Raw genomic sequence first — 24983 nt, 5'->3', positions numbered from 1 at the left:
CCGCCTCCGGCTGACCACCGCCCGCTACCCGGTGTCGCCGCTGGTGCGCAGGCCGCGTGACGGCACGCGGTCGTGCAGGCCGAAGCGGGGCTCCGGCTCGTACGCGCCGTCGAGCACGCCGGCCACGTACTCGGCCAGCGCCGGGGCGTGCTTGAAGCCGTGGCCCGAGTCGCCGCCGAGCAGCCAGACGCCGGGCGACGCCTCCGCGACGATCCACTCGGCGTCGGGCGTGAGCGCGTACTGGCAGACCTGGCTGAACAGCACGGGCGCCTCGGCCAGCGCCGGGAACCTGCGCCGCAGGTAGCCCCTGACCAGCTCGACACCGGCCGGATCGACGACCCGCTCACCGTCCTCCGGATCGAACGGCCCGCCCTCCGCGTCGGAGGTGGCCTTCATGCCGACCCCGTCGACGTCGCCGTGCCCGTAGGCGGAGGCGCCGTAGTCGACCCAGGCGGGCGTGCCCGGCGTGGTCCACGCGGCGGGCACCGCGAAGTGCAGGGTGTCCTGCTTGGTGATGGTCAGCTGGGTGTCGACGTCGAACAGGCCGGGCAGCCACGCGCCGCACGCCCACACCACCCGGTCCGCGCGCAGCACCTCACCGTCGACGTCGACCGCGCGCGCGTACGGCGACTCCGCCCCGGGCACCGGCACCGCCCGCGCCCTGACCAGCCTGACCCCGGCCGCCTCGGCCAGCCTGGCGGTCACCTGGGTCGCCCGGCGGGCCCTGATCACGCCCGCCTTCGGCTCCCAGAGCAGAAAACTGAGATCGTCGCCCCGGAAGTCGGGGAAGAACCTGGCCCCGTCGGCCGGGTCCAGCACCTCACACGGAATATCCAGATTTTTCAGGACTCGGGCGCTGGCGCTCTCCCAGCCGTCCGGTGTGCCGGCGAACCACAGCATGCCCGCCTCGTGATAGAGCTCCTCGCCGGCCCGCTCGCCCAGGTGCCGCCAGCCGTCCCGGGCCTTCCAGGCCAGCCGGGCGTACCAGTCGTCGGCGCCGTGGCAGCAGCGCAGCAGCCGGGTCTCGCCCGCGCTTGCCTGCCGTACATGTCCGGGTTTGTGTTGCTCGACCAGCGTCACACGCCAGCCCGTCTCGGCGAGACGCAAGGCCAGTGACGACCCCCAAATGCCCGCTCCGACCACAATGACCGATTTCATGGGACCACCGTGACCGGAGAATCCCCGCTGGCGCAAGGGGTCAGGCGATCATCAACCGGACGACCCGGATAGATAATCGGCTCCATGCCCGCTGAATCAGCCCAGACTCTCGAACGCGGACTCCGACTCCTGCGGCTGCTCGCCGACGGAAGGGGTGGGCGCACACCGACCGAGCTGAGCAACGAGCTGTCGCTGTCGCGTCCCGTGGTCTATCGCCTGCTGACCACGCTGCTCAACGAGGGCTTCGTCCGCCGCGACGCCGACGGCAGGGCGCACCTCGGGTTCGGGGTGCTGCTGCTGGCCCAGGCGGTGCAACCGCTGCTGCGCGCGGCGGCGCTGCCCGCGCTGCGCCGGCTGGCCGAGCAGATCGGCGCCACCGCGCACCTGACCGTGGCCGAGGGCGACGACGGGCTCGCCGTGGCCGTGGTCGAGCCGTCGTGGACCGACATGCACGTGGCCTACCGGGAGGGCTCGCGGCATCCGCTCGCGAAAGGCGCGGCGGGGCAGGCGATCCTGGCCCTGCGCGAAGGCCGGACGGACTATCTCGTGTCGGAGGGGCAGTTGCAGGAGGGAGCGCGGGGCATCGCCGCCCCCGTCAGCGGGCTGCCATGGCTGGAGGCGTCGGTGGGGGTGGTGACGTTCGGCTCGCTGGACGAGTCGGCCGGACCGCGGGTCGTCGCGGCGGCGGCCGAGCTGGCCGACGCGCTGGGTTGACATCGCATGGGCGATGAACGACGGTAATCACATATAGAGGACATAAGCGTCCGATTAACGGACTCCCGGGAGGGCGGATGCCGTACTACCGCGTCGTGGGCGAGGTGCCCCGCAAGCGCCATGTGCAGTTCAGGCGACCCGACGGCGGCCTGTACGCGGAGGAGCTCATGGGCGAGGAGGGGTTCTCGTCCGACTCCTCGCTGCTCTACCACCGCCACCTGCCCACGGCCATCGTCAAGGCCGAGGCGGTCACCCCGGTCACTGAATCGCGCCTGGCGCCCAACCTGCCGCTCTCCCCCCGCCACTTCCGCACCCAGGACCTGACCGGCGCCGGAGACCTGGTGGCCGGTCGCGTCCTGCTGGCCGGCAACGCCGACGTCCGGCTGTCGTACGCCACCAGCGACGCGCCCAGCGAGCTCTACCGCAACTCGATGGGCGACGAGTGCGTCTACATCCAGCGCGGCCGGGTCAGATTCGAGTCCACGTACGGCGTCATCGAGGCCGGCGAGGGCGACTACGTCGTCGTCCCCACCGGGACGATCCACCGCTGGGTGCCCGCCGGCCAGGTCAACGCCCTGGTCATCGAGGCGTCCGGGCACATCAGGCCGCCCAAACGCTACCTGTCGCAGCACGGCCAGTTCCTGGAGCACGCCCCCTACTGCGAGCGCGACCTGCGCGGGCCCGCCGAACCACTCCTCGCCGAGGGCGAGGAGGTGCCGGTGCTGGTGCGCACCCGGGGCGGGCTGACCAGGCTGGTCTACCGCCACCACCCGTTCGACGTGGTCGGCTGGGACGGCTGCCTCTACCCGTACGCGTTCAACATCGAGGACTTCGAGCCGATCGTGAAGCGGACCCACGCCCCGCCGCCGGTGCACCAGACGTTCGAGGGGCCCGGCTTCGTGGTGTGCTCGTTCTGCCCGCGCCCGCTCGACTTCCATCCCGACTCGGTGCCGATCCCGTACAACCACCACAACGTCGACTCCGACGAGTTCATGTTCTACGTCGGCGGCGACTACACGGCGCGCAGGGGCTCCGGCATCGACGTCGGCTCCATCTCGCTGCATCCCGCCGGATTCACCCACGGGCCGCAGCCAGGAGCGGTGGAGGCGGTCATCGACGCCGTCGCCCAAGGCGTCACGACCACCAGTGAGACGGCCGTGATGGTCGACACGTTCCGCCCGCTCGACCTCGGTCAGGGCGCCCTGTCCTGCGAGGATCCCGGATACGCCTGGACCTGGTCACGATGAGTCTTTTCTCCGCACTGATCGACGACGCGGGCCTGTTCCCGCCGACTTCCCTGCACATGGACGAGGCGCTGAGCCGCCACAAGCGCGACCAGGCCAGGAACAATCCGCTCCTGACCCAGCGCTTCCTCTGCCCGACCAGCCGCCTCGACGGCCTGCGCCGGGAGAGCTTCCTGCCGCGCCGCATCGGGCTGATCGTCGACACGCCGGACCTTCCGCCGTTCGAGGACCTGCCGGTCGACCTGGTCGAGGTACGCCTGCCGCCCGACATGCCGGTCGCCGAGCTGGCCCGGAAGATGACCGACCGGCTGCCGCCGGGGGTGCGGCTGTTCGTCGAGGTGCCGGCCCGCAAGGGCAACGCCGACGTGCCGGAGGGCGTCGGGCTGAAGGTGCGCTGTGGCGGCGAGACGGCCGAGGCGTTCCCGCCGGTCGAACACCTCGCGGCGTTCATCCGGTTCTGCGCCGACCACGACATCCCGTTCAAGGCCACGGCGGGGTTGCACCACGCCATCCGCCACTTCGACCCGTCGCTCGGCGTCGACCGCCACGGCTTCCTCAACCTGCTGCTCGCCGTCTGCGAGGCCGCCGAGCACCGCGACCCCGCGCCGATGCTGCGCACCACCGACGTGGGCCACCTGGTGCGGATGGCGGAGTCGGTCTCCCCGGAGACCGCCGAGCACGCCCGCCGGCTGCTGGTCAGCTACGGCTCCTGCAACACCAGCGCGCCCCTGGAGGACCTGCGCACGCTCGGACTGATCGAGGAGGAAGTGTGACCTGGGGACTGGACAACCTGCCCTACGGAGTGTTCTCCCGGCGCGGTGAGGCGCCCAGAGTGGGGGTCCGCTACGGCGACCAGGTGCTCGACCTGGCCGCCGCGCTGCACGACGAGGTGTTCGCGGCTTCCTCGCTCAACCCCTTCATGGCCCGCGGGCGCGCCGCCTGGCACGACACCCGTGCCCTGATCCAGGAGAAGCTCTCCACCGACCGCTCGGTCACCGACGCGCACCTGATCCCGCTGGAACAGGTGCGGCTGCACATGCCGTTCGAGGTGGCCGACTACGTCGACTTCTACTGCTCGCTCGACCACGCCTCCAACATCGGCCGCATCTTCCGGCCGGACGCCGAGCCGCTGCTGCCCAACTGGCGCCACCTGCCCGTCGGCTACCACGGCCGGGCGGGCACCGTCGTGGTGTCCGGCACCCCGGTCAGGCGGCCGAGCGGCCAGCTGAGGGCCGGGGTGTTCGGGCCCAGCGCCAAGCTCGACATCGAGGCCGAGCTGGGCTTCGTCGTCGGCGTCCCCTCGGAGCTCGGCTCGCCGGCGGGGGCGTTCGAGGAGCACGTGTTCGGGGTGACGCTGGTCAACGACTGGAGCGCGCGCGACATCCAGTCCTTCGAGTACGTGCCGCTCGGGCCGTTCCTGGGCAAGTCGTTCGCCACCTCGATCTCGCCCTGGATCACCCCGCTGGAGGCGCTGCCGCGGATCCCCGGCCGGCCGCAGGACCCCGAGCCGCTCGGCCACCTGCGCAGGCAGGGCGACTGGGGGCTGGACATCACGGTCGAGGTCTGGCTCAACGGTGAGATCGTCTCCAAGCCGCCGTACCCGAGCATGTACTGGACACCCGACCAGATGCTCGCCCACCTGACCTCCAACGGCGCGTCGCTGCGCACCGGCGACCTGTTCGCCAGTGGCACGGTCTCCGGCCCGCAACGCGAGGAGCGCGGCTCGCTCATCGAGCTGAGCTGGAACGGCACCGACCCGATCAAGCTGGCGAATGGCGAGACCAGGACGTTTCTGGAGGACGGCGACACCGTGGCCATCCGCGCCACCGCCGGCGGACGCACTTTGGGGGAGGTTGTCGGAACCATCCGATAACTCACTCGACGTGCTCACTCCTTGACTCACCGCTACTCTGAGGGTTCCCTTCCCCGGAGAGCAGGAGTGAGATGCGGCGAGCCGCGATGATCCTTGTCGTCGCCCTCTTCATCACCACGAGCTGCGCCACGGTGACCGCCACGGCGCCGCCGCCCGCACCCGCCGTCGTCCGGGTGTCGCCCGCCTTCGACGTCAAACAGGCCCCCACCGAGAAGGGGTTGCTGGTCAGGGCGCGGGGCGGCACGCTCCGCAAGGTGGTCGCCCACGCCGGGGGCACGCCGGTGCCGGGCAGGTTCGACGCGACCGGCACCACCTGGCGCTCCGACTGGACTCTCAAACCGGGGACCGAATACACGGTGTCCGTCACCGCCGCGCCCCCGAGTGGCGCGCCGACGGTGACGATGGGCCGTTTCCGCACCCGGCCGGCCGAGCGCGCCTTCGGGCTGGCCTCGGCCGTGCCCATGCCGGGCGAGACCGTCGGCGTGGGCATGCCGATCATCCTCGACTTCGACACCCCGGTGCGCGACAAGGCGGCCGTGGAGCGAGCGCTGCAGGTCAGCACGGCGCGCCCCGTCGAGGGCGCCTGGCGCTGGACCAGCGACACGCAGACCGTCTACCGGCCCCGCGCCTACTGGGCGCCCCGGCAGCGGGTCACCGTCACCGCCCACCTGGCCGGGGTGCGCGCGGCCCCCGGCGTCCACGGCACGGCCGACCGCACGTTCGCCTTCACCGTGGGCCGCGAGCAGACCAGCACCGTCGACACCCGCACCCACCAGATGGAGGTCCGGCGCGGCGGCAAGGTCGTGCAGCGCATGGCGATCAGCGCCGGCATGGCCACCACCCCCGAATACACCACGACCAGCGGCGTCCACCTGACCATGGACAAGGGCAACCCCGTCCGCATGATCTCCCCGGGCCGCGAGGAGGGCGATCCCGGCTACTACGACGTGCTGATCGACCACGCCGTCCGCATCTCCAACAGCGGCGAGTACGTGCACGCCAAGGACAACCTCTGGGCCCAGGGCAGGAGCAACGTCAGCCACGGCTGCGTCAACGCCCGCCCCGACCAGGCCGCCTGGTTCTACGCCGGCAGCCTGCGCGGCGATCCGGTGACGATCACCGGCACCGACCGCGTGCTCGCCTGGAACAACGGCTGGGGGTTCTGGCAGCTGCCCTGGGACAGGTGGCTGGTCGGCAGCGCCCTCGCCGACCCCCATGAGATGATCGCCGGCACCACCTCACCCCTGCCGCAGCGGTGAAACGGCGACTACGGTAAGGGGAAGGGAACAGTCATGGACACAGGCCCGTTGTCCTAACTGGAGGGCCAAATATGGATGAATGGATCATCTGGATAATCCTCGCGGTAGTCCTCGGAGTGGCGGAGATCTTCACGGTCACCATGGCGCTCGGTCTGCTCGGCGCCGCCGCCCTTCTCACCGCGGCCACCGCCGCCATTGGCCTGCCTGTTCCCTTTCAACTGCTCGTCTTCATCCTGTCTTCAGCGGCCGGGCTCGTCCTGATCCGGCCGATCGCCATGCGTAACGTCCGCCAGCCACAGCTGCAACGCTTCGGCGTGGAAGCACTCGTCGGCAAGCCCGCCTACGTGGTGACCGAGGTCACCGGGCGCGAAGGCAGGGTCCGCATCGGGGGCGAGGAGTGGTCGGCCCGCGCCTATGACGAGACCCTGGTGATCCCCGCAGGGGCGACCGTAGACGTCATCGAGATCGAGGGCGCGACGGCCCTCGTATATCCCCGGGAGTGATCATGGATCCGCTGTTGGTAGTCGGGATTCTCATTATCTTGTTCGCGGCGTTCACGGTGCTCAAGGCTGTGCGGATCGTCCCCCAGGCCCGAGCGCGCAACGTCGAGCGCCTCGGCCGCTATCACCGCACGCTCAAGCCAGGCCTCAACTTCGTCATTCCTTACATCGACCGCGTCTACCCCATGATCGACCTGCGCGAGCAGGTCGTGACCTTCCGCCCGCAGCCGGTCATCACCGAGGACAACCTGGTCGTCGAGATCGACAACGTCCTCTACTTCCAGGTCACCGACCCTCGGGCGGCGTCCTACGAGATCGCCAACTACATCCAGGCGATCGAGCAGCTCACCGTCACCACGATGCGTAACGTGATCGGTTCGATGGACCTGGAGAAGACCCTCACCTCGCGCGACACCATCAACAGCCAGCTGCGCGGTGTCCTCGACGAGGCCACCGGCAAGTGGGGCATCCGCGTCAACCGCGTCGAGGTCAAGGCGATCGACCCGCCCAAGACCATCAAGGACGCGATGGAGAAGCAGATGCGGGCCGAACGTGACAAGCGGGCCGCCATCCTCAACGCCGAAGGCCAGCGCCAGTCGCAGATCCTCACGGCCGAGGGTGACAAGCAGAGCCGCATCCTGCGAGCCGAGGGCCAGCGCACCGCCGCCATCCTCGAGGCCGAAGGCCAGTCACGAGCCATCGACCAGGTCTTCCAGGCGGTCCACCGCAACGACCCCGACCCCAAGCTGCTCGCCTACCAGTACCTCCAGGTGCTGCCGCAGCTCGCCCAGGGCGAGGGCAACACGTTCTGGGTCATCCCCAGCGAGGTCACCTCGGCCCTGCAGGGCGTGTCCAAGGCGTTCACCGAGTCGCTGCCCAGGTCCGCCGCCACCCGCGAGGCGCCCGAGTCGTCGGCCATGGAAGAGGAAGAGGTCGTCAAGGCTTCGGAGGCGGCGGCCGAGGCCGTGGCCGACGCCCAGGACGCCGGCTCACCCTCCGGCCCCCGCCAGCTGACCCAGGCCGTCAACGAGCCGGCCGCGCCCTTCACCGACCTCGACCGCGAACACCAGGAACGCTGACCCGCCACCCCACCCGAACGGTGCCCGCCCACACGACGGGCACCGAGTTTGGTCGCGACCGCGTTTCCACCGAACCTGGGGCGATTCAGAGCTGTCTACAGCTGTGATCTCGCCTCCTCAACCTGGCGCATGATGGCCTGGGCGCCGCTGGCGTCGGCGATTGAGCCCGCCTCGTCGATCAGCGCCAAGGCGTGATCACGGCGGCCTTGTGCGGCTGCGACGTAGGCCAGCCCGACCAGGTTCGCGGCAACACCGGGCAAGAGCCCGATCTCTCGTCGAAGCCGCGTCGACTCCTCCAAACGCTCACGCGCGGCGTCCAGCCGGCCGGCGATGTGGTCCGCGTATCCCAGATGCCGAAGCGCGTACGACATCGTGAGCTTGTCACCGACCTGCGCTGCAAGTTCATATGACCGTTCGAGAAGGGGAACCGCGGTGTCGTTGTCCCGTATGGACATCTGGTGGTAGGTGCCGACCCAGAACAGCGCCTCGCCTTCGCCTCGTACGTCGCCGAGCCCCTGATAGAGCTCGGTGGCGCGCTGGAACAAGGCCAGTTCGTCTGGGTCATCGGTTCGCTGCTCATGAGAACGAGCCTGCTTGATCCGGCCGCGTGCCAGGGCGAGATCGGCCTCGACCATGTTCAACTCCCGCTCCGCTGTGTCCAGCGCATCGACATCGCCAACGAAGACGGCCCGTTGGCTAGCCTGCCTGGCCCGTTCGATTCGATCTTCTGTACTCATCGTCTCCCCGTACACCCATATGCGGCTGCGTGGCCCAATGTCGCACAGCGCATCACGCCAGGGAGTCTCGACCGGGTTCAAGCCCGCAGCAAGACAGCGCCGGTATGGTCGCAGTTCGCCCCTCCAGATCAGCGACACCTGCGTGGCCGACCGCTAAGACCGTGCCTCACCTGCCGTGTTCAAGCAGTCGGCGGCGGCGTGCGCGGCGGTGGCGATGCCGGACAGCGCGGCGGCCACCAGGCGCATGGTGCGGATCAGCGCGTCGCCCATCAGGGCGGCCTCCCGATGGTCGGCGGGCCCGGCACCGGCACTGTTGACCGCGTCCTCGGCGCGGCCGGCGTGCGCCGGCGTGCGCTTCGGCAGTGCCGATCAGAGCGTGGGCGAGGCTGGCGACCAGCAGCTCGCGCGAGTCGGCGACGACCTCGTTGATCTGCGCCATCATGCCGAAGCGGGCCAGCAGGTCTACCAGCTGGGGCGGCCGGTCGGGGCGGTCAGGCGACTTCGAGGAGGCGGCGGACCAAGGGCTCCTGGTGCATGGCTCTGGCCCGGCAGGCGAGCTTGACCGCCGCGTCGGCGAGGGCAATGTCGCGATTGCCGTGCGGGATGTCGTCGCCCATGGTGGTGCGCAGCCACTCGGAGATCTCGGCCCACGAGTAGACGCTGACGTTGTCGGCCTCGATGAGCGGCTCCGGAAAGCCGCCCGGCCCGCGCTGGCCCGTGGAGAGCTGCCGCAGGCTCGCCTGAGTGCGCCCCCCATGCCGCCGAGCGGCGTCGCCCAGCGTCACCGCGTCGTCATGCGCCACGCTGACGACCCACAACCCCTTGACCTGTCTGATCTGAACGAGGACGGATATGACCGCCTCCAAGAGGCTGTCCGACTCACGATCACACATGAAGTAGGGCTGGGAGCCTCCAACGAGGGCACAGTCGTCCATGCCCGCCTCGACGAGCTGGTTGTACTCATCAGCGTCCGGCTCACGGTTGAGCATGACCCGGAAGTCCCAGATGGTCATGAGGTCTCCTCTTGCTCGTCGCTCATGCACTCGTGGTGCCGGGTCGCCCATTGCCGGATCTGCTTGGCATGATTGCCGGGGTTGCGAGGAGTGCAGGTGATAACCATTGGTTTGTCTTTGCACGCGCACGTGATCCACCCCCACCGGTGTCCGTTGTGATCCTCCTCGACGGAGATCGCACTATTGATCTTGCGGATGGCCTTGAGCACCGCATTGATCTCGTTGTTCTGGTGTCTACCTCGACCGACCATGTTCCAACCCTGCAACAGTGTTGCATGGTTGGTACGGCCTTTCCACCCCTAGAGCCCCTACTAAAAGTTTCGTACTGACTACACAAAGTGTCGGCCGGGGAGGCCGCGCACAGCGAGTGCCCACCGCACGCGATGTGCGACGGGCACCTCCACCGTCATGGCCGCCGCCCCCGTGGATTTCGGGACGGCCTGTCGTGCACGATCAGTTGGACAGCGGCGCGTCCGTGGTGTCGAACAGCTCGCAGTCGGCCACCGGCCCGTCCGCTACGCGCGCCCAGACGCCGGCGACCGTGCCGACCCCCTCGACCTCACTGACGCTGAGCTCGACCACCCCGGTCTGTCCCTGCTTGATGACGCTCGGGTCGATGGTGAAGCCCATCTCGTTGCCCTTCGGCGGCGGGAAGACGGTCAGCGGCGCCTCCGCCTTCGACAGGAAACGCTCACTGCGGGGCTCGGGGCCGCACTTCTTGCCCATGGGGACGTAGTCGACGACCACGTTGGCCCCGTGCTCCCGGAGCGTGGCCTCCACCGCCTCCGGGTCCTTGAACTGGTTGATCTGGACATGGATGGTGCCGTCGGGGTTGTCGGTGACGGCGTAGGCGGGGGTGCCGCCGAAGAGCAGCGGCACGGTGATCGCCGCCGCCGCCGCGCCCGCCAGGACGGGCGCCAGCACGAGAGGACGCAGCCATCCGCGCTTCGGCCGCTCCTTGGCGATCTCGTTGTCGATCTCGGTCATCACGAACTCCTTGAGCAGTCGGTGACGGCCCTCGGGAAGATCGCGTTCGGCCGGCCAGTTCATCGGATCCCCTCCTTGCCGGGGCCTCGGTCACCTACTACCTGTCGGGGCCGGGGTGGTGGTTCCGCGTGCTGGGCGAGTTTCCGCCGGGCCCGCGACAGCCGGGACCGTACCGTGCCCACCGGGATGCCGAGCGCCTCGGCCGCCTCCGCGTAGCCGAGGCCGGCCCAGACGCAGAGCGCGAACACGTCCTGCTCCTGGCGGCGCAGCGAGCCGAAGGCGTCACGGGCGGCGGCCAGCCGGTCGGCGTCCTCCAGGCGGCCCACGACCTCGTCGGCGAAGTCCGGCACCGCCTCGGCCCTGGGCAGCCTGGCCAGGGCGTCGTCGTGACGGCGCGAGGCACGGCGGGCGTTGCGGGCCACGTTGGTGGCTATGCCGAGCAGCCACGGCCGGATCGAGCCACCCTCGGGGTCGATCCGGCCGCGTAACCGCCAGGCTTCCAGGAAGGTCAGCGCCATCACGTCCTCGGCCGCCGACCAGTTGCCGGTCAGGCGGAAGGCGTGGTTGTAGACGGCCTTCGCGTAGTCGTCGAAGAGCTCCTCGAAGGCCGCCGGGTTCCCGTCACGTATCCGGGCACGCATCGACATGTCCACATACGTCTACTGTCCGCACGTGCCACCGGAGTTCCCGTAATGTCCACACGCGCCACCAGGGTCCCCGCGCGACCCGCCAGAAACCCCGCCAGAGACCTCGCCAGAGACCGGTCAGAAACCCGCCAGAGACCGGTCAGCGCTGGCCGGCGTCGAAGTAGGCCGCCAGCTCCGGATCGAGGGGCGGGATGTCGTACGGTATGCCGCCGTCGCGCAGCGACATCGTGGCCATGTAGCCCGCCGCCACGCTCATTCGGGCCCCCACCGGCGAGGTGTCGGTCACCCCGCCCTCCCTGGCGAACCGGCAGAACTCCGCCATGATCGCCGTGTCCGCTCCGCCGTGCATCCCCTGGGCGTCGGGCACCCGGTAGGTGATGTCGGCGTCGTCGCGGTAGGCGGACGGCCCGGTGTTCCACACCCTGACGGTGTCGCCCGGCCGGTCGCCGAAGTTCTCCAGCCGTCCCTCGGTGCCGATCACCGTGTAGTTGCGCACGTAGTCGGGCGAGAAGTGACACTGCTGGTAGGCCGCGATGACGCCGTTGTCGAGCCGCATGTTCATCACCGACACGTCCTCGACGTCGACCACGTGGTTAAGGCCGGTGCGGCTGGTCGGCGGCCACTCGAACTCCCGCAGCCACCCCTCGGGGCGCGGCTCGCCCGGCGCGCGGCGGGGCAGGTCGCCGTGGAGCATGAGGTCGCCCAGGGCGTTGACCCTGGTCGTGTAGCCGTCGGCGAGCCAGTGGATCACGTCGAGATCGTGCGCGGCCTTCTGCAGGAGCAGGCCCGTGGTGCGGCTGCGATCGGCGTGCCAGTCCTTGAAGTAGTAGTCGCCGCCGTAGGAGACGAAGTGGCGCACCCAGACGGTCTTCGGCTCGCCGATGTCGCCGCGCCGGATGGCGTCGCGCATCAGCCGGACCACCCCCATGTGGCGCATGTTGTGGCCGACGTACAGGCGGGTGCCGGTGCGCCGTGCCTCGCGCAGGATGTTGTCGCAGCCGTCCACGGTGATGGCGAGTGGTTTTTCCAGGTAGAGGGCCTTGCCTGCCTGGAGGCAGTCGATCGCGACGCGCTCGTGGGTGTCGTCGGGCGTCATCACGATGACCGCGTCGAGGTCGTCGCGGTCGAGCAGCCGGCGGTGATCCTCGGTCAGGAACTCCGCGTCGAACCGTTCGGCCTGGTGTTTGAGCACCGCCGGATCGGAGTCGCACAGGGCGGCCACCACCGACCCTCGTCCGGGCCGGTGCGCGGCCAGGGCGAGGCTGGCGCGCAGGCCGAGGCCGACGACTCCGATGCGCAGGTCTTCCACTGAGGTCCTCTCCTCCAGGTACGGCAGCAATCTAGCCTCCTGCCTCGGGCGCCTCACCACCCGGCCTGCGGCGTGAAGCGGAGCTGTGGGGGCACTTAAGAATCCCTCGATGGACATGCCCGCTGGGGACCGGGCACAGTGCGTAGGGTTCGGATGAGGGGGAGATTGAGCCATGAAAGCGCTGGTCAAGGAGAGGGCCGAAGCCGGTCTGTGGCTGGTCGACGTGCCGGAGCCGGTGCCCGGTCCGGGCGAGGTGCTGATCAGGGTGCTGCGTACCGGCATCTGCGGCACTGACCTACATATCCGGAAATTTGACGATTGGGCCCGTCACACCCTGAAACTTCCCCTCATCGTGGGACACGAGTTCAGCGGCGAGGTCGTCGAGGTCATGCCCGGCGTGGAGGACATCTCGGTCGGCGACCTGGTCAGCGGCGAGGGCCACCTCGTCTGCGGCAAGTGCCGCAACTGCATGGCCGGGCGGCGCCACCTGTGCCGCAACACCGTGGGCCTGGGCGTTCACCGTGACGGCGCGTTCGCCGAGTACGTCACGCTGCCCGCCTCCAACGTGTGGGTGCACCGCACCCCCGTCGACCCCGACGTGGCGGCCGTCTTCGACCCGTTCGGCAACGCCGTGCACACCGCGCTGTCGTTCCCGCTGGTCGGCGAGGACGTGCTGATCAGCGGCGCGGGCCCGATCGGGCTGATGGCGGCGGCGGTCGCCACCCACGTGGGCGCCCGCAACGTCGTGATCACCGACGTCAGCCCCGAGCGTCTCGACCTGGCCGCGAAGCTGGGCGTCTCCCTCGCGCTCAACGTCGGCCAGACCTCGATCGCCGACGGCATGCGCCGGCTGGGCATGCGCGAGGGCTTCGACGTGGGGCTGGAGATGTCGGGCAACCCGCAGGCCATGCGCGACATGATCGCGAGCATGACGCACGGCGGGAGGATCGCCATGCTCGGGCTGCCCGCCGAGGAGTTCGCGATCGACTGGGCCACGGTGGTCACGTCGATGATCACCATCAAGGGCGTCTACGGCCGCGAGATGTACGAGACCTGGTACAACATGTCGGTCCTGCTGGAGAAGGGGCTCGACCTGTCGCCGGTGATCACCGACCGGTTCTCCTACCGCGACTTCGACGCCGCCTTCGACACGGCCGCGAGCGGCCGCACCGGCAAGGTCATTTTGGACTGGAGCGGAGGAGCTCGGCCTGAGAGAGCGAGGGACGAGCCAACGAAGGCCGAAGCGGCCGCGACCATTGACACGGGCGGAGGAGCTCGGCCTGAGAGAGCGAGGAACGAGCCAACGAAGGCCGAAGCGGCCGCGACCATTGACACGAGCGGAGGCACCTGATGTTCACGAACGTGCGCGAGCAGCTGCGTACGACACTCGATGAGATCACCGAGGCCGGGCTGCTCAAGCCCGAGCGAGTGATCACCACCCCGCAGAGCGCGTCGGTGAGCGTGGCCGGGCGCGAGGTGCTCAACTTCTGCGCCAACAACTACCTCGGCCTGGCCGACCACCCGGCCGTCGTCGAGGCCGCCAAGCAGGCGCTCGACCGGTGGGGCTTCGGCATGGCCTCGGTCCGCTTCATCTGTGGCACCCAGGAGGTGCACAAGGAGCTCGAAGCCCGGCTGTCGGAGTTCCTCGGCATGGAGGACACCGTTCTCTACAGCTCGTGCTTCGACGCCAACGGCGGCGTCTTCGAGACCCTGCTCGACGAGCAGGACGCGGTCATCTCCGACGCGCTCAACCACGCGAGCATCATCGACGGCATCCGGCTGTCGAAGGCGCGGCGGCTGCGCTACGCCAACCGCGACATGGCCGAGCTGGAGGCGCGGCTGAAGGAGGCGTCCGACGCGCGGCGCAGGCTGGTCGTCACCGACGGCGTGTTCTCCATGGACGGCTACGTCGCGCCGCTCGCCGAGATCTGCGACCTGGCCGACCGCTACGACGCGATGGTCATGGCCGACGACTCGCACGCCGTCGGCTTCGTCGGCCCCACCGGCCGAGGCACCCCCGAGCTGCACGGCGTCACCGACCGGGTCGACATCATCACCGGCACGCTCGGCAAGGCGCTCGGCGGGGCCAGCGGCGGCTACGTGTCGGCCCGCAAGGAGATCTGCGACCTGCTGCGTCAGCGCTCTCGCCCCTACCTGTTCTCCAACTCCCTCGCCCCCGTCATCGCCTCCGCCTCACTGCGCATTCTCGACCTGCTGGAGACGTCCAGCGAGGCCCGCGAGCGGCTGCGCGCCAACACCGGGAGGTTCCGCGACCAGATGGCGCGGGCCGGGTTTGACATCCTGCCCGGCGACCACCCGATCGTCCCGGTGATGATCGGCGACGCCGCGGCGGCCGGCGCGATGGCCGAGCGCCTGCTCGACCTGGGCATCTACGTGATCGGCTTCTCCTACCCGGTGGTGCCGCACGGCAAGGCCCGGATCCGGGTCCAGCTGTCGGCCGCGCACACCACCGACGACGTCGACCGGGCCGTAAAGGCGTTCGTCCAGGCACGCGGCTGACCCTCCGGCCACGACGGCCGGGCACCGCGCGCTCTGTATCCTCGCTCCGTGATAGACACGCGGCGCCTGCGCACGCTGCGGGCGGTGGCCGACCACGGCACGGTCACCGCCGCGGCCGCCGCCCTCCACCTGACCCCGTCGGCCGTGTCCCAGCAGCTCGCCGCGCTCGAACACGAGGTCGGCCACCGGCTGCTCACCCGCGACGGGCGCGGCGTGCACCTCACCGCCGTCGGGCGCATCATGATCCGCCACGCGAACGAGGTGCTCGCCCAGCTCGAACGCGCCCAGGCCGAGGTCGCCGCCTACACGACGGGCGCGGCGGGCGAAGTGACCGTGGCCTGCTTCGCCACCGCGATCAGCGCCGTGCTCTCCCCCGCGATCGCCCGGTTACGCGAGGAGACGCCCGGCCTGCGGATCCGGGTACGCGACGCCGAGGGCGACCACGGCCTGACCATGCTCCTCGACGGCACGGCGGATCTGACGATCGCGGTCGAGTACCGCGGCGCCCCCGACGCCGCCGACCGCCGCCTGTCCCTTCTTCCCCTGTACGCCGAGCCCTTCGACCTGGTGCTCCCCCACGACCATCCGCTGGCCACCGGCGACCCCGCTGGGGCGATCTCGCTGGGCAGCCTCGGTGAGGAGACGTGGATCGGGCCGTATCCGGGCAATCCCGTGCATGACGTGATCGCGTTCGCGTGCGAGCGGGCGGGTTTCACCGCGCGGTTCGCGCACTGCTCCGACGACTTCCGGGCCGTGGTGGCACTGGTCGGCGCCGGTGCGGGGATGGCGGTCGTGCCCCGGCTCGCGCTGCGGGACATGGCGCTCTCCGGCGTGGTCGTACGCCCCGCCCCCGGGCCGGAGCGCCGTGTCTTCGCCGCCATCCGGCGCGGCGCCGACTCCCATCCCCTCCTGCGCCCCCTGCTCGACGCCCTCCTCGCGGTCGCCGGCCCGCTCGGCGGCGACTGACCCGTCCTGACGCCCCTCAGGCGCGGGCCAGCGTGACGGCGTCGCGGAACCTGGTGTACCTGGCGAGCTCCTCCTCCACGGGCCGTAGCACGTACGCGCCGCTGACCTCGTCGATCGCGGCACGCAGGGCCTTGGCCGTACGGCGGGCACGGCGACGCCCACCCGCCCAGGCGGCCAGCCGCGACAGCAGCGCGATCAGCACGCCGGCCAGCGCGCCTCCGGCGAGCAGCACGGTCGGCCAGGGCACCTCGCCCACGGTCGGCAGCGGCGGCTGGGGCAGCCGCAGATAGTCCATGGCGAACAGCACCCCCAGCCAGAGCCCGCCCACGGCCATGGTCGCGAACACCAGCCACTGCAGCACACCCACCGCCGTCCACCAGCGCGGCCTTCTGGTCGCGCGCAGCGAGGTCGTCGCCACGGCCCGGTCGACGGCGTCGGCCAGCTCGGCCGACCGCGAACGGGCGGCCCGCCGCACCGCCGCCGCCCACCGCTCGGGCAGCCCGGCCGCCGCGGCGTCGCTGACGTCCCTGACCGCGGAGTCGACCTGCGCTTTCTGTACGGTGCTCGCGGCCGGCACGGACGTGCGCCCGACGATCTCGGGGTCGCCGCCGCGGCCGGAGGCGCCCGTGCCGATGCGCAGCCGGCGCAGCGGGTCGGGCCGGAACCTGCGCAGCCACCGGGTGACCGGCCAGCCGGTGGCGACGACGGCGCGGTGGCGGTGCCCCTTGGCCACGGCCCGCACGACGAGGGGCACCCCGGCGGCCTCCGACAGCGCCTTCGTGAGCCCGCGCCCCGTCGACGCGCCACCGCTGACGGCGGGCAGAGCGGCGGGCACACCGGAGACCGCGATGTCACGGCCCACGGCGAGCGTCCCCGGCCCGTGCCCGGCCAACGACCCCGGCTTGGCGTCCGGCCTGGCACCCGGCTCGGCCGGCGTACTCGGCCTGGCACCCGGCTCGGCCGGCGTACTCGGCCTGGCACCTGGCTCGGCCGGAGTGCCCGGCGTGGCCTCCGGCTCGACCGGCGTACCCGGTCCGGGCCGGTGGGTGGCGGCGTCGGTGAGCAGGTCGGCGGCGGTGGACACGTCCGCCGAAACGCGCGCGGCCCAGGACAGGTGCTCCGAGACTCGCTCGTCCAGCAGCGCGTGGAGCCGGTCGACGCCGGCACCCGTGCGGGCGGAGGCGCCCAGGACCGGGACGCCGGACAGGCCGTCCTCGTCGAGGAGGCGGCGCAGGTCGTCGAGGCAGCGCTGGACCGCGGCGGGCGGCAGCCGGTCGATCTGGTTGAGCACCACCACCATCACGTCGCGGTGCCTGGCCAGCGGGCGCAGGTAGCGCTCGTGCAGCGCGGCGTCGGCGTACTTCTGCGGATCCACCACCCACACCAGCAGGTCGACCAGCTCCACCAGGCGGTCGACCTCCAGCCGGTGGGAGAGCTGGATGGAGTCGTGGTCGGGGAGATCCAGCAGGATGAGTCCGGACAGGTCACCGGCGTCGGCCGGCGAGGGCGCGGCGGTGTGGCGTTCGAAGATGTCGAGCCAGTCGAGGAGCGGGCCCGCGCCCGAGCCGTCCCACAGGGCCGCCTGGGCCGCCGACGTCGTGGGCCTGGTGACCCCCACGACCGCCACCTGCTCTCCGGCCAGCGCGTTGAACAGCGACGACTTGCCACTCCCGGTGGCCCCGGCGAGGGCCACCACCGTGTGGGCCACCGACAGGTCGCGCCGCACGCCGGCCCGCTCGGCCACCGCCCGCGCCCCCGACACCGCCTCCTCGGGCAGCCGCCCCTCCCCCAGCTCGGCGGCCTCCAGCAGGGCCGCCAGCCGGGAGTCGAGCGACGGCCCCTCCTTCCGGCGCAGCAACTTCACAATCCCTCCGAACCAGGAGACCCCGCCGAACCAGCCCCACCCGCCCCAGGACGACCCGCCCCAGGACCACCTGCCTCAGGATGACCCGCCTCAGGACGGTCCGGGTCAGGACGGTCCGGGTCAGGACGGTCCGGGTCAGGACGGTCCGGGTCAGGACGGTCCGTGTCAGGACGGTCCGGGTCGGCGCTGGGCGACAACGGCCGGACGGACGCGGCGGGCAGGTCGCCGCTGTGCTCGCGTACCGACGCGCCCGCGGCGAGCAGAGCGTCGGCCGTGCCCTCGGGCGGCTCGATGGACTCCAGCAGCGCCGTGTAGCGCGCGGCCTCCTCGTCCAGCAACCCCTGCACCCGCGCCCGCAGATCGTCTCGCGCCCGTACCGTCAGCGTGCGCACGGCCTGGTCACCGAAGATCGCCTCCAGCAGTTTCTGCGACAGCACGCTGGTGCCGCCGGCGATGCCCACCTCGATGCCGGTCAGCCCGCCGGTCGAGGCGAAGACGCCCAGCATCAGCAGCAACCCGGCCCCGTTGACCCCGAACGAGGCGACCCTGGCGGTGGTGCGCCGCTCGGCGCCCTCCAGGCGTACGAGGTCGAGGACGAACTCCTGCCACCCGCGCACAGCGGCCTCGGCCCGTTTGCCTAGGTCGGCGGAGGCGCGGCCGAGCCGGGCGGCCTCCACGGCCCCGACCCGTTCGATCATGCCGGGCCCGCCGGGCGCGGCCGACCAGCCGTCGAGGGAGCGTTCGGCGGCGGCGTCGGCGGCGCCCCTGATCAGCGATTCGACGCCGCTCTCCAGGGCGTCACGCAGCTCCACGACGGGAGCCCGCCCGGTGAAGAACCCGACGATCCGGTCACGCAGCCAGCCGACCCGGCTCTCCAGCGACCGCATGAGGTCGCCGGTGCCGATGAAGTCCTGCCAGCGGGCCAGCACCTCGCCGCGCAGCAGCGAGCCGTCGCGCATGCCCTCGTCGAAGTCGGCCATCCCGCCCGCGTACGCCCCCGCCACGATCGAGCGCAGCCCGTGGAAGCCGGCCTGCTGCCGGGAGACGGCCGCGGCCAGCGGCGGCACCCGCGCGGCCAGGCTGTCGAGCGCGCCGGAGAGGGTCTGGCGGACGACCCGGGACCGTTCGGCCGCGTCGGCGGCCAGCTCGGTCAGCCAGGTGACGATCGGCTCGACCAGTTCGGCGGGCAGCCGGGCGCGTTCGGAGGACAGCACCGCCTCCGGGACGGTGAACAGCCGGGTGCCGTCGAGACCGTTGGCGACGAGGAGGCGTTCGAGGTCGCGGGTGACCGGCTCGACGGCCTCCGGCGGCGCCCGGTCGAGCACCACGGCGAGCGCGGTGCTGCGCTCGCGCGCCGAGCGCAGGAAGCTCCATGGCACCTCGTCGGCGTAGCGGGCGGCGGTCGTGACGAAGAGCCACAGGTCGGCGGCGGCGAGCAGCTGCGCGGCCAGCTGCCGGTTGGCGGTCACCACCGAGTCGATGTCGGGCGCGTCGAGCAGCGCCAGCCCCTCGCCGAGGGCTTCGGACGTCACCACCCGCAGCGCCCCGACGGCGGAGCCGGTGGCACGGGAGAGGCCGGGCAGCACGTTCGGCCCCATGAACCAGTCGTGGTCGGCCGGGCTGACCACGAGCGTGGGCACCAGTGTGGTGGGGCGCAGCACGCCAGGCTCGGCCACATCGGCCCCGACCAGCGAGTTGACGAGGGTGGACTTGCCCGCGCCGGTGGAGCCGCCCACGACGGCCAGCAGCGGCGCGTCGATCGCGCGCAGCCGGGGCAGCAGGTAGTCGTCCAGTTGCCCGGTCAGCTCCCGGAGCGCGCGCCGGTCGGCCGCGGCCTCGCCGATCTCCAGCGGGAACAACTCGCTGTCGAGCCGGCGGCGTAGTGCTTCCAACGCGCCCAGCAGGTCCATACGCCCACGCTACGGGGGACGGTGTTCGGCGGTCCACCGCAGGTGGCGGCGTTTCGCGCCTAGCCCGCCGGCGGCTCTCTCAGCACGTAACCGACGCTGCGAAGCGTGTGGATGAGCCGCGGCTCCACGTCGTCGACCTTGCGCCGCAGGTAGGAGACGTAGGACTCGACCACGCCCGCGTCACCGCCGAAGTCGTAGTTCCACACATGGTCGAGGATCTGCGCCTTGGACAGCACCCGCCCGGCGTTGGACATGAAGTAGTGGAGCAGTTTGTACTCGGTCGGCGACAGCCGGACCGGCCGGCCCGCCCGCCACACCTCGCGGGCGTTCTCGTCGAGCTCCAGGTCGGCGACCTTCAGGCGGCTGGCCGGGGTGCTCTCACCCCTGGTGCGGCGGAGCACGGCCCGGATCCGGGCCTGCACCTCTTCCAGGCTGAACGGCTTGGTCACGTAGTCGTCGCCCACGCCGAGCCCGGCGATCTTGTCCTCGGTGGCGTCGCGCGCGGTCAGGAAGAGCACCGGCGCGCTGATCCGCCTGGCCACCTCGAACCCGTTGAGGTCGGGCAGCATCACGTCGAGCACCACCAGGTCGGGCGAGGTCCGCTCAGCCACCTCGACGGCCTCGTGGCCGTCGGCGGCCGTCAGCACCTCGAAACCGGAGAAGCGCAGGCTGGCGGAGAGCAGATCCCTGATGCTGGGCTCGTCGTCCACCACCATGATCAGCGCCTCAGGTACCTGGGTCACCTGTCCAGCGTGGCCCAGGTACCTGAGGAAAAGCTGAAGGCTCACTCCAAGGCGAGTGGGAGTTCGACCCGGAAGGTGGAGCCGACGCCCGGGGAGCTCTCCAGCGTGACGGTCCCGCCGTGGGCCCGCACCAGCGCCTGCACGATGGCCAGTCCGAGCCCGCTGCCCCTGTCCTCGCCCGAGCGACGGCGCGACCTGGCCGAGTCGGCCCGGTAGAACCGCTCGAAGGCCTTCTCGGCCTGCTCGGGGGTGAGGCCGGGCCCCTTGTCGGCCACCTCCAGGAACACGGTGTCGGCTCCGGCCCCGACCCGGACGGTGATCGGACTGTCCTCGTCGGTGTGGATGAGGGCGTTGGTCATGAGGTTGGTGACGACTTGGCGCAGCCGTACCTCGTCGCCGGAGACGATCAGGGCGGCGCCGCCGACGACGTCGAGGCCGATCGTGCGTCCGGGCGCCAGGATCCGGGCCTCCTGCACGGCGTCGGCGGCCAGCGCCAGCATGTCGACGGGCCGCATCCGCAGCGGCCGCTGCTGGTCGACGCGGGCGAGCAGCAGCAGGTCGTCCACGAGCAGGCTCATCCGGCCGGCGGCCTTCTCCACGCGCTGCATCAGCTCGGCGGGGTCGGCGCCCGGGTTCTGCCTGGCGTATTCGGCGAAGCCGCGGATCGAGGTCAGCGGGGTGCGCAGCTCGTGTGAGGCGTCACCGACGAACTGGCGCATCCGGTCCTCGGAGCGGCGGGCCGCCGCCTCGGACGCCGAGCGCGCCGCGAAGGCCGTCTCGATCTGCGCGAGCATCCCGTTGAGCGACCGGGCCAGCCGCCCCACCTCCGTACGGGGGTCGCCGTCGGGCACCCGGCGGCCGAGCTGGCCCGCGGCGATGGCCTCGGCCGTGTGCTCGATCTCGGACAGGGGGCGCATGCTCCGCCGGACGATCGTCACGCCGCCGACGGCGAGGATGAGCAGGATGCCGCTGCCGCCGAGCAGTTCGATGAGGGCGAGCCGCCGGGTGATCTCGGTGACCTCGGTCAGGTCCGCGGCGACCACGAACGTGGTGTCGGCGGCCGAGGTCTCCAGCACCCGCCACTCGCCGTTGCCCATGATCGCCGGGGCGGTGTAGATGACGGGTTCCGGCGCCGCCGACAGCACCGGCTTGGGCTTGATGTCGACGTCGCGTTCGACCTGCAGCGGCGTCAGCGTCCCGGCGAGATCGCGGACCAGGACGATCGTGTCGGACTCGATGAGCAACGGCTTGTCGCTCACCTTCTTGCCCTTCTCCCGCCGTTCGCGGTCGTACTCCAGCTTCTTCTGCATCCGTACCGAGACCAGGTGCACCTGGCTGTCCACCCGGTCCATGAGGTAGCCGTGCAGGACCGAGACGCTGACCAGCCCGATGAACGTCAGCCCGAGCGCCAGCAGGGCCAGCATCGCGGCGATCAGCTTGATCCTGAGCGGCAGCCCGGCCATCAGGAGCCCGGTGGCAGGCGGAGCACGTACCCGACGCCCCGCAGGGTGTGGATGAGCCTGGGAGTGCGGTTGTCGATCTTGCGCCGGAGCACCGAAACGTACGACTCGACGATGCCCACCTCGCCCCGGAAGTCGTAGTCCCACACGTGGTCGAGGATCTGCGGCTTGGACAGCACCCGCCCCGCGTTGGTCATGAAGTAGCGCAGCAGCTTGAACTCGGTCGGTGAGAGCGCCACCGCGTGGCCGCCGCGCCACACCTCGTGGCTCTCCTCGTCGAGCTCGATGTCGGCGAAGGTCAGCCTGGGCGGTGGAGCCGGCGTGTCACCGCAGGTGCGGCGGAGCACCGCCTGGATCCGGGCGACCACCTCTTCCAGGCTGAACGGCTTGGTCACGTAGTCGTCGCCGCCGATGGTCAGGCCGCGGATCTTGTCCTCGGTCTCGTCGCGGGCGGTGAGGAAGACCACGGGGGTGTGCATCCCGCCACCGCGGATCCGCCGTACGATCTCGAACCCATCCAGATCGGGCAGCATGACATCGAGTACGACGAGGTCCGGCCGGTGCCGTTGCACGGAGGCGACGGCGTCGAGCCCGTTCTTGGCCGTGGTCACGTCGAAACCCGCGAACCTCAGGCTCGCGGCGAGAAGTTCAAGGATGTTGGGATCGTCCTCGACGATCAGCAAACGTGCGTCCATCACCCCCAAGGATGCCCTCATCGGACGAGTGCTGGGACAATTCCACTGATGTGCCGCGCGATGGCGAGGCTCGACGTGGCCGCCGGAGAGGGGGCGTTACGGACGAGCACGACCCTGCCCTGCACGTCCACGGCGAAGTCGTCGACCAGGCCGCCGTCTCGCGCCACGGCCTGGGCGCGCACCCCGCCCTCGGTCCGCCGCAGGTCGTCGGCACGCAGCTCGGGCACGTAGCGGCGGGCGGCGTTGAGGAAGGAGCGCTTGGCCAGCGAGCCGTAGATCTCCTTGACGCCGGTGCGCCAGTGGTGGCGGGCCATCCGGAGGGTGCCCGGCCACCTGGTGATCTGCCCGAAGTTCCGGACATTCCGCCAGGTGTATCCCTCGTAGGCGAGCGCCAGCACGGCGTTCGGCCCGACCAGGACCTCGCCGTCGACGCGCCGGGTCAGGTGCACCCCCAGGAACGGGTACCGCGGGTCGGGCACCGGGTAGATCAGGCCGCGCACCAGGTCGCGGGCCGCTCCGGCGAGCGCGTAGTACTCGCCGCGGAACGGCACGATCCGCACCTCTCCCGGCCGGCCCGCCATGGCCGCCACCGCGTCGGTGCCGAGCCCGGCGCAGACCACCAGCCGGTCGAAGGTGAACCTCCGCCGGGCCGCCATGACCTGGACACCCCTGACGCTCTCCCTGATGGCCATGACCGGGTGCGCGAGCCGTACGGAACCGCCCAGCTCGACCACGTCGAGCGCGAGCCGGCGCGCGACGGCGGGGAAGTCGGCGATGGCGGTGCGCGGGGAGTGGACGGCGCCGACGCCGACCGCGTGCGGCTCGATCTCGCGCAGCCCGAGCCCGTCGAGCTCGGCGATGCCGGGCACACCGTTGGCCCGGGCCCGCTCGGCCAGCGCCCGCAGCAGCGGGCGCTCCGCGCGGGTGCTCGCCACGACCAGCTTGCCGACCTCCTCGTACGGCAGGCCGTGCTCGGCGCAGTATTCCTTGAGCAGGGCCACGCCCTCGCGGCACAGCCGTGCCTTGAGCGAGCCCGGCGGGTAGTAGATGCCCGCGTGCACGACGCCGCTGTTGTGCCCGGTCTGGTGCGCGGCGACCCGGTGCTCCTTCTCCAGCACGGTCACCTCGGCGCCCCTGGCGGCCAGCTCGCGAGCGACCGCCAGCCCGACGATGCCTGCCCCGACGACTCCGATCTTCTCCATCACGGCGCTAGTCTGCCGATTTCGCGCGGTTTCAGATGCCCTTCCGCTGCGAGCCACCGCAATGTATCCGAAACGGTGTCATCCACTGGGTGCAACGTGACGCCGAGCTCCCTGAGCGCGGCGGTGTCGTCGGTGGGGACCAGGGTGAGCATGAAGTCGGCCGCGTCGCGGGTGAGGGGGTAGGCCACCCGCAGGCCCAGCCCCTTGACGCCGTCGAGGGCCGCCGCCAGCGCGCGCAGCAGCGCGCCGGGCATCCTGAGCGTCCTGCCCGTCCGCCCGGTGAGCCGCCGGGAGAGGTACGCGATCTCCGCCCAGGTCAGGAAATTTCCCCCGAGTAGGTAGCGGCGGGCGCCCTGGCCGGGCACGAAGCAGCGGGCGAGCGCCACGGCCAGGTCGCGGACGTCGAGCACGCTCACCCCGCCCGGCACGATCGGCCAGCCCGAGCGCAGCCCCGCCCGGATCCCCTCGTTGAGTCCGTCGAGTGTGGGCTGGTGCGGGCCGGCGACGCCACCGGGATAGACGATGGTGACGCCGCCCAGGTCCCTGGCGTAGCGGTCGCCCTCGACCTTGGACCGGCCGTACGCGTTGCGCGGGGCGGCCAGCGGGCTGTCCGCGGTGATCACCGGACCTGTGGGCGGAACGAAGACGGCCACCGTGGAGACGTGCACGATCGGGTCGAGGCCCAGCTCGGCGGCCTGGCCGAGGACGTTCGCGAGCCCGGTGACGTTCGAGCCGCGCAGGTCGGTGGCGTGACCGGTGACGCCCATGTCGGCCGCCGCGTGCAGCACCGCGTCGCACTGCTCCAGGGCCCGCCGTACGGCCGGGGCGTCGCGGATGTCGGCCTGGTGGATCGGCCAGTCCTGGGGCGGGGCCAGGGCTGCGAGGACGCGTACCGCTTTTTCCGGATTTCTCACCAGAAGGTGGGGCTCGTGCCCCAGGGCGGCCAGGGCGACGGTCGCGTGCGCGCCGACGAACCCCGAGGCACCGGTCACCAGGACGCGCATGCCAGCCAAGCTAGCGCTCAGTTGGCCTACCTATCAAGCAAGGGGTGGCCACCCGGCCAGGTAAGAGGGCGGCGGGCCCACCGGCCGCCACGCTGCCGG

Annotated in this window: 22 protein-coding genes; 10 read left to right on the top strand and 12 right to left on the bottom strand. The window is 71.2% G+C overall.

The window, feature by feature from the left end; translation table 11 throughout:
* Nucleotides 1-24: 24 nt before the first annotated feature.
* Complete coding sequence (locus AB0I38_RS16820) at nt 25-1158, bottom strand: NAD(P)/FAD-dependent oxidoreductase (protein WP_358467948.1); 1134 nt, start codon at nt 1156-1158, stop codon at nt 25-27.
* Nucleotides 1159-1242: 84 nt separating this feature from the next.
* Here AB0I38_RS16820 and AB0I38_RS16815 point away from each other — a divergent pair, with 84 nt between their 5' ends.
* The 7 genes from AB0I38_RS16815 (at nt 1243) to AB0I38_RS16785 (ending at nt 7827) form a co-directional block, all read left to right on the top strand.
* Entirely contained in the window at nt 1243-1872 is a 630-nt protein-coding gene (locus tag AB0I38_RS16815) for a helix-turn-helix domain-containing protein (RefSeq protein ID WP_358467945.1), read from the top strand.
* Between the two features lie 77 nt (nt 1873-1949).
* Nucleotides 1950-3119, top strand: a complete 1170-nt coding sequence (locus AB0I38_RS16810) for a homogentisate 1,2-dioxygenase (protein ID WP_358467942.1) — start codon at nt 1950-1952, stop codon at nt 3117-3119.
* A complete protein-coding gene (locus tag AB0I38_RS16805) occupies nt 3116-3889 on the top strand; it encodes a hypothetical protein (protein ID WP_358467940.1) in 774 nt (257 codons plus the stop codon). Before AB0I38_RS16810 ends, AB0I38_RS16805 begins: the two co-directional genes overlap by 4 nt.
* Entirely contained in the window at nt 3886-4989 is a 1104-nt protein-coding gene (gene fahA / locus AB0I38_RS16800; protein WP_358467937.1) for a fumarylacetoacetase, read from the top strand. The genes AB0I38_RS16805 and fahA overlap by 4 nt, the downstream gene beginning before the upstream one ends.
* An 86-nt stretch (nt 4990-5075) precedes the next feature.
* Entirely contained in the window at nt 5076-6248 is a 1173-nt protein-coding gene (locus AB0I38_RS16795) for a L,D-transpeptidase (protein ID WP_358467934.1), read from the top strand.
* 71 nt (nt 6249-6319) lie between these two features.
* On the top strand, nt 6320-6751 hold the full coding sequence (locus tag AB0I38_RS16790) for an NfeD family protein (RefSeq protein ID WP_358467931.1): 432 nt from the start codon (nt 6320-6322) through the stop codon (nt 6749-6751).
* Nucleotides 6752-6753: 2 nt separating this feature from the next.
* Nucleotides 6754-7827 (top strand): SPFH domain-containing protein, encoded by a 1074-nt coding sequence (locus tag AB0I38_RS16785; protein ID WP_358467928.1) that lies wholly within the window; start codon nt 6754-6756, stop codon nt 7825-7827.
* 95 nt (nt 7828-7922) lie between these two features.
* On the opposite strand, the gene AB0I38_RS16780 is transcribed toward AB0I38_RS16785, so the two are convergent.
* The 5 genes from AB0I38_RS16780 to AB0I38_RS16760 all read right to left on the bottom strand — a co-directional run bounded on the left by AB0I38_RS16780 (nt 7923) and on the right by AB0I38_RS16760 (nt 12520).
* Nucleotides 7923-8564, bottom strand: coding sequence for a hypothetical protein (locus tag AB0I38_RS16780; RefSeq protein WP_358467925.1), 642 nt, complete (start codon nt 8562-8564; stop codon nt 7923-7925).
* A gap of 491 nt (nt 8565-9055) precedes the next feature.
* Nucleotides 9056-9577: a hypothetical protein gene (locus AB0I38_RS16775; RefSeq protein ID WP_358467922.1), complete on the bottom strand. Its 522-nt coding sequence runs from the start codon at nt 9575-9577 to the stop codon at nt 9056-9058.
* Between the two features lie 453 nt (nt 9578-10030).
* On the bottom strand, nt 10031-10627 hold the full coding sequence (locus AB0I38_RS16770; RefSeq protein ID WP_358467919.1) for a hypothetical protein: 597 nt from the start codon (nt 10625-10627) through the stop codon (nt 10031-10033).
* A complete protein-coding gene (locus AB0I38_RS16765) occupies nt 10624-11205 on the bottom strand; it encodes an RNA polymerase sigma factor (protein ID WP_358467917.1) in 582 nt (193 codons plus the stop codon). The genes AB0I38_RS16770 and AB0I38_RS16765 overlap by 4 nt, the downstream gene beginning before the upstream one ends.
* A 145-nt stretch (nt 11206-11350) precedes the next feature.
* Nucleotides 11351-12520, bottom strand: a complete 1170-nt coding sequence (locus AB0I38_RS16760; protein ID WP_358467914.1) for a Gfo/Idh/MocA family protein — start codon at nt 12518-12520, stop codon at nt 11351-11353.
* Nucleotides 12521-12692: 172 nt separating this feature from the next.
* Between AB0I38_RS16760 and tdh the strand changes: the two genes are divergently transcribed.
* The 3 genes from tdh to AB0I38_RS16745 are packed head-to-tail and all read left to right on the top strand — an operon-like array spanning nt 12693 to nt 16006.
* Nucleotides 12693-13871: an L-threonine 3-dehydrogenase gene (gene tdh / locus AB0I38_RS16755; RefSeq protein WP_358467911.1), complete on the top strand. Its 1179-nt coding sequence runs from the start codon at nt 12693-12695 to the stop codon at nt 13869-13871.
* Complete coding sequence (locus AB0I38_RS16750) at nt 13871-15040, top strand: glycine C-acetyltransferase (RefSeq protein WP_358467908.1); 1170 nt, start codon at nt 13871-13873, stop codon at nt 15038-15040. The genes tdh and AB0I38_RS16750 overlap by 1 nt, the downstream gene beginning before the upstream one ends.
* Nucleotides 15041-15088: 48 nt before the next feature.
* The gene (locus AB0I38_RS16745; RefSeq protein WP_358467906.1) at nt 15089-16006 is read left to right on the top strand and encodes a LysR family transcriptional regulator; all 918 of its coding nucleotides are present in this window, start codon (nt 15089-15091) and stop codon (nt 16004-16006) included.
* 16 nt (nt 16007-16022) lie between these two features.
* On the opposite strand, the gene AB0I38_RS16740 is transcribed toward AB0I38_RS16745, so the two are convergent.
* The 6 genes from AB0I38_RS16740 to AB0I38_RS16715 all read right to left on the bottom strand — a co-directional run bounded on the left by AB0I38_RS16740 (nt 16023) and on the right by AB0I38_RS16715 (nt 24884).
* Nucleotides 16023-17870 (bottom strand): GTPase, encoded by a 1848-nt coding sequence (locus tag AB0I38_RS16740; protein ID WP_358467903.1) that lies wholly within the window; start codon nt 17868-17870, stop codon nt 16023-16025.
* A gap of 1969 nt (nt 17871-19839) precedes the next feature.
* Nucleotides 19840-20496: a response regulator transcription factor gene (locus AB0I38_RS16735; protein WP_358468526.1), complete on the bottom strand. Its 657-nt coding sequence runs from the start codon at nt 20494-20496 to the stop codon at nt 19840-19842.
* Between the two features lie 68 nt (nt 20497-20564).
* Nucleotides 20565-21986, bottom strand: coding sequence for a sensor histidine kinase (locus tag AB0I38_RS16730; RefSeq protein ID WP_358467900.1), 1422 nt, complete (start codon nt 21984-21986; stop codon nt 20565-20567).
* Nucleotides 21986-22678, bottom strand: a complete 693-nt coding sequence (locus AB0I38_RS16725) for a response regulator transcription factor (RefSeq protein WP_358467898.1) — start codon at nt 22676-22678, stop codon at nt 21986-21988. Before AB0I38_RS16725 ends, AB0I38_RS16730 begins: the two co-directional genes overlap by 1 nt.
* Nucleotides 22679-22695: 17 nt before the next feature.
* A complete protein-coding gene (gene lhgO, locus AB0I38_RS16720) occupies nt 22696-23880 on the bottom strand; it encodes an L-2-hydroxyglutarate oxidase (RefSeq protein ID WP_358468523.1) in 1185 nt (394 codons plus the stop codon).
* A complete protein-coding gene (locus AB0I38_RS16715; protein WP_358467895.1) occupies nt 23880-24884 on the bottom strand; it encodes an NAD-dependent epimerase/dehydratase family protein in 1005 nt (334 codons plus the stop codon). Before AB0I38_RS16715 ends, lhgO begins: the two co-directional genes overlap by 1 nt.
* Nucleotides 24885-24983: the final 99 nt, after the last annotated feature.

Origin of the sequence: Nonomuraea cavernae, assembly GCF_040655715.1 — a bacterium.
Taxonomy (GTDB): domain Bacteria; phylum Actinomycetota; class Actinomycetes; order Streptosporangiales; family Streptosporangiaceae; genus Nonomuraea; species Nonomuraea cavernae_A.
This window is presented reverse-complemented; position numbering and strand designations above follow the sequence as displayed.

What these genes read in the sequence shown, in the direction of transcription:
- AB0I38_RS16785 (WP_358467928.1), top strand. Translation starts at nt 6,754, where the DNA reads ATGGATCCGCTGTTGGTAGTCGGGATTCTCATTATCTTGTTCGCGGCG.
- tdh (WP_358467911.1), top strand. Translation starts at nt 12,693, where the DNA reads ATGAAAGCGCTGGTCAAGGAGAGGGCCGAAGCCGGTCTGTGGCTGGTC.
- AB0I38_RS16770 (WP_358467919.1), bottom strand. Translation starts at nt 10,627, where the DNA reads ATGAACTGGCCGGCCGAACGCGATCTTCCCGAGGGCCGTCACCGACTG.
- lhgO (WP_358468523.1), bottom strand. Translation starts at nt 23,880, where the DNA reads ATGGAGAAGATCGGAGTCGTCGGGGCAGGCATCGTCGGGCTGGCGGTC.
- AB0I38_RS16790 (WP_358467931.1), top strand. Translation starts at nt 6,320, where the DNA reads ATGGATGAATGGATCATCTGGATAATCCTCGCGGTAGTCCTCGGAGTG.
- AB0I38_RS16810 (WP_358467942.1), top strand. Translation starts at nt 1,950, where the DNA reads ATGCCGTACTACCGCGTCGTGGGCGAGGTGCCCCGCAAGCGCCATGTG.
- AB0I38_RS16725 (WP_358467898.1), bottom strand. Translation starts at nt 22,678, where the DNA reads ATGGACGCACGTTTGCTGATCGTCGAGGACGATCCCAACATCCTTGAA.
- AB0I38_RS16780 (WP_358467925.1), bottom strand. Translation starts at nt 8,564, where the DNA reads ATGAGTACAGAAGATCGAATCGAACGGGCCAGGCAGGCTAGCCAACGG.
- AB0I38_RS16815 (WP_358467945.1), top strand. Translation starts at nt 1,243, where the DNA reads ATGCCCGCTGAATCAGCCCAGACTCTCGAACGCGGACTCCGACTCCTG.
- AB0I38_RS16730 (WP_358467900.1), bottom strand. Translation starts at nt 21,986, where the DNA reads ATGGCCGGGCTGCCGCTCAGGATCAAGCTGATCGCCGCGATGCTGGCC.
- AB0I38_RS16795 (WP_358467934.1), top strand. Translation starts at nt 5,076, where the DNA reads ATGATCCTTGTCGTCGCCCTCTTCATCACCACGAGCTGCGCCACGGTG.
- AB0I38_RS16805 (WP_358467940.1), top strand. Translation starts at nt 3,116, where the DNA reads ATGAGTCTTTTCTCCGCACTGATCGACGACGCGGGCCTGTTCCCGCCG.
- AB0I38_RS16715 (WP_358467895.1), bottom strand. Translation starts at nt 24,884, where the DNA reads ATGCGCGTCCTGGTGACCGGTGCCTCGGGGTTCGTCGGCGCGCACGCG.
- AB0I38_RS16820 (WP_358467948.1), bottom strand. Translation starts at nt 1,158, where the DNA reads ATGAAATCGGTCATTGTGGTCGGAGCGGGCATTTGGGGGTCGTCACTG.
- AB0I38_RS16750 (WP_358467908.1), top strand. Translation starts at nt 13,871, where the DNA reads ATGTTCACGAACGTGCGCGAGCAGCTGCGTACGACACTCGATGAGATC.
- AB0I38_RS16775 (WP_358467922.1), bottom strand. Translation starts at nt 9,577, where the DNA reads ATGACCATCTGGGACTTCCGGGTCATGCTCAACCGTGAGCCGGACGCT.
- AB0I38_RS16765 (WP_358467917.1), bottom strand. Translation starts at nt 11,205, where the DNA reads ATGCGTGCCCGGATACGTGACGGGAACCCGGCGGCCTTCGAGGAGCTC.
- AB0I38_RS16735 (WP_358468526.1), bottom strand. Translation starts at nt 20,496, where the DNA reads ATGGTGGTGGACGACGAGCCCAGCATCAGGGATCTGCTCTCCGCCAGC.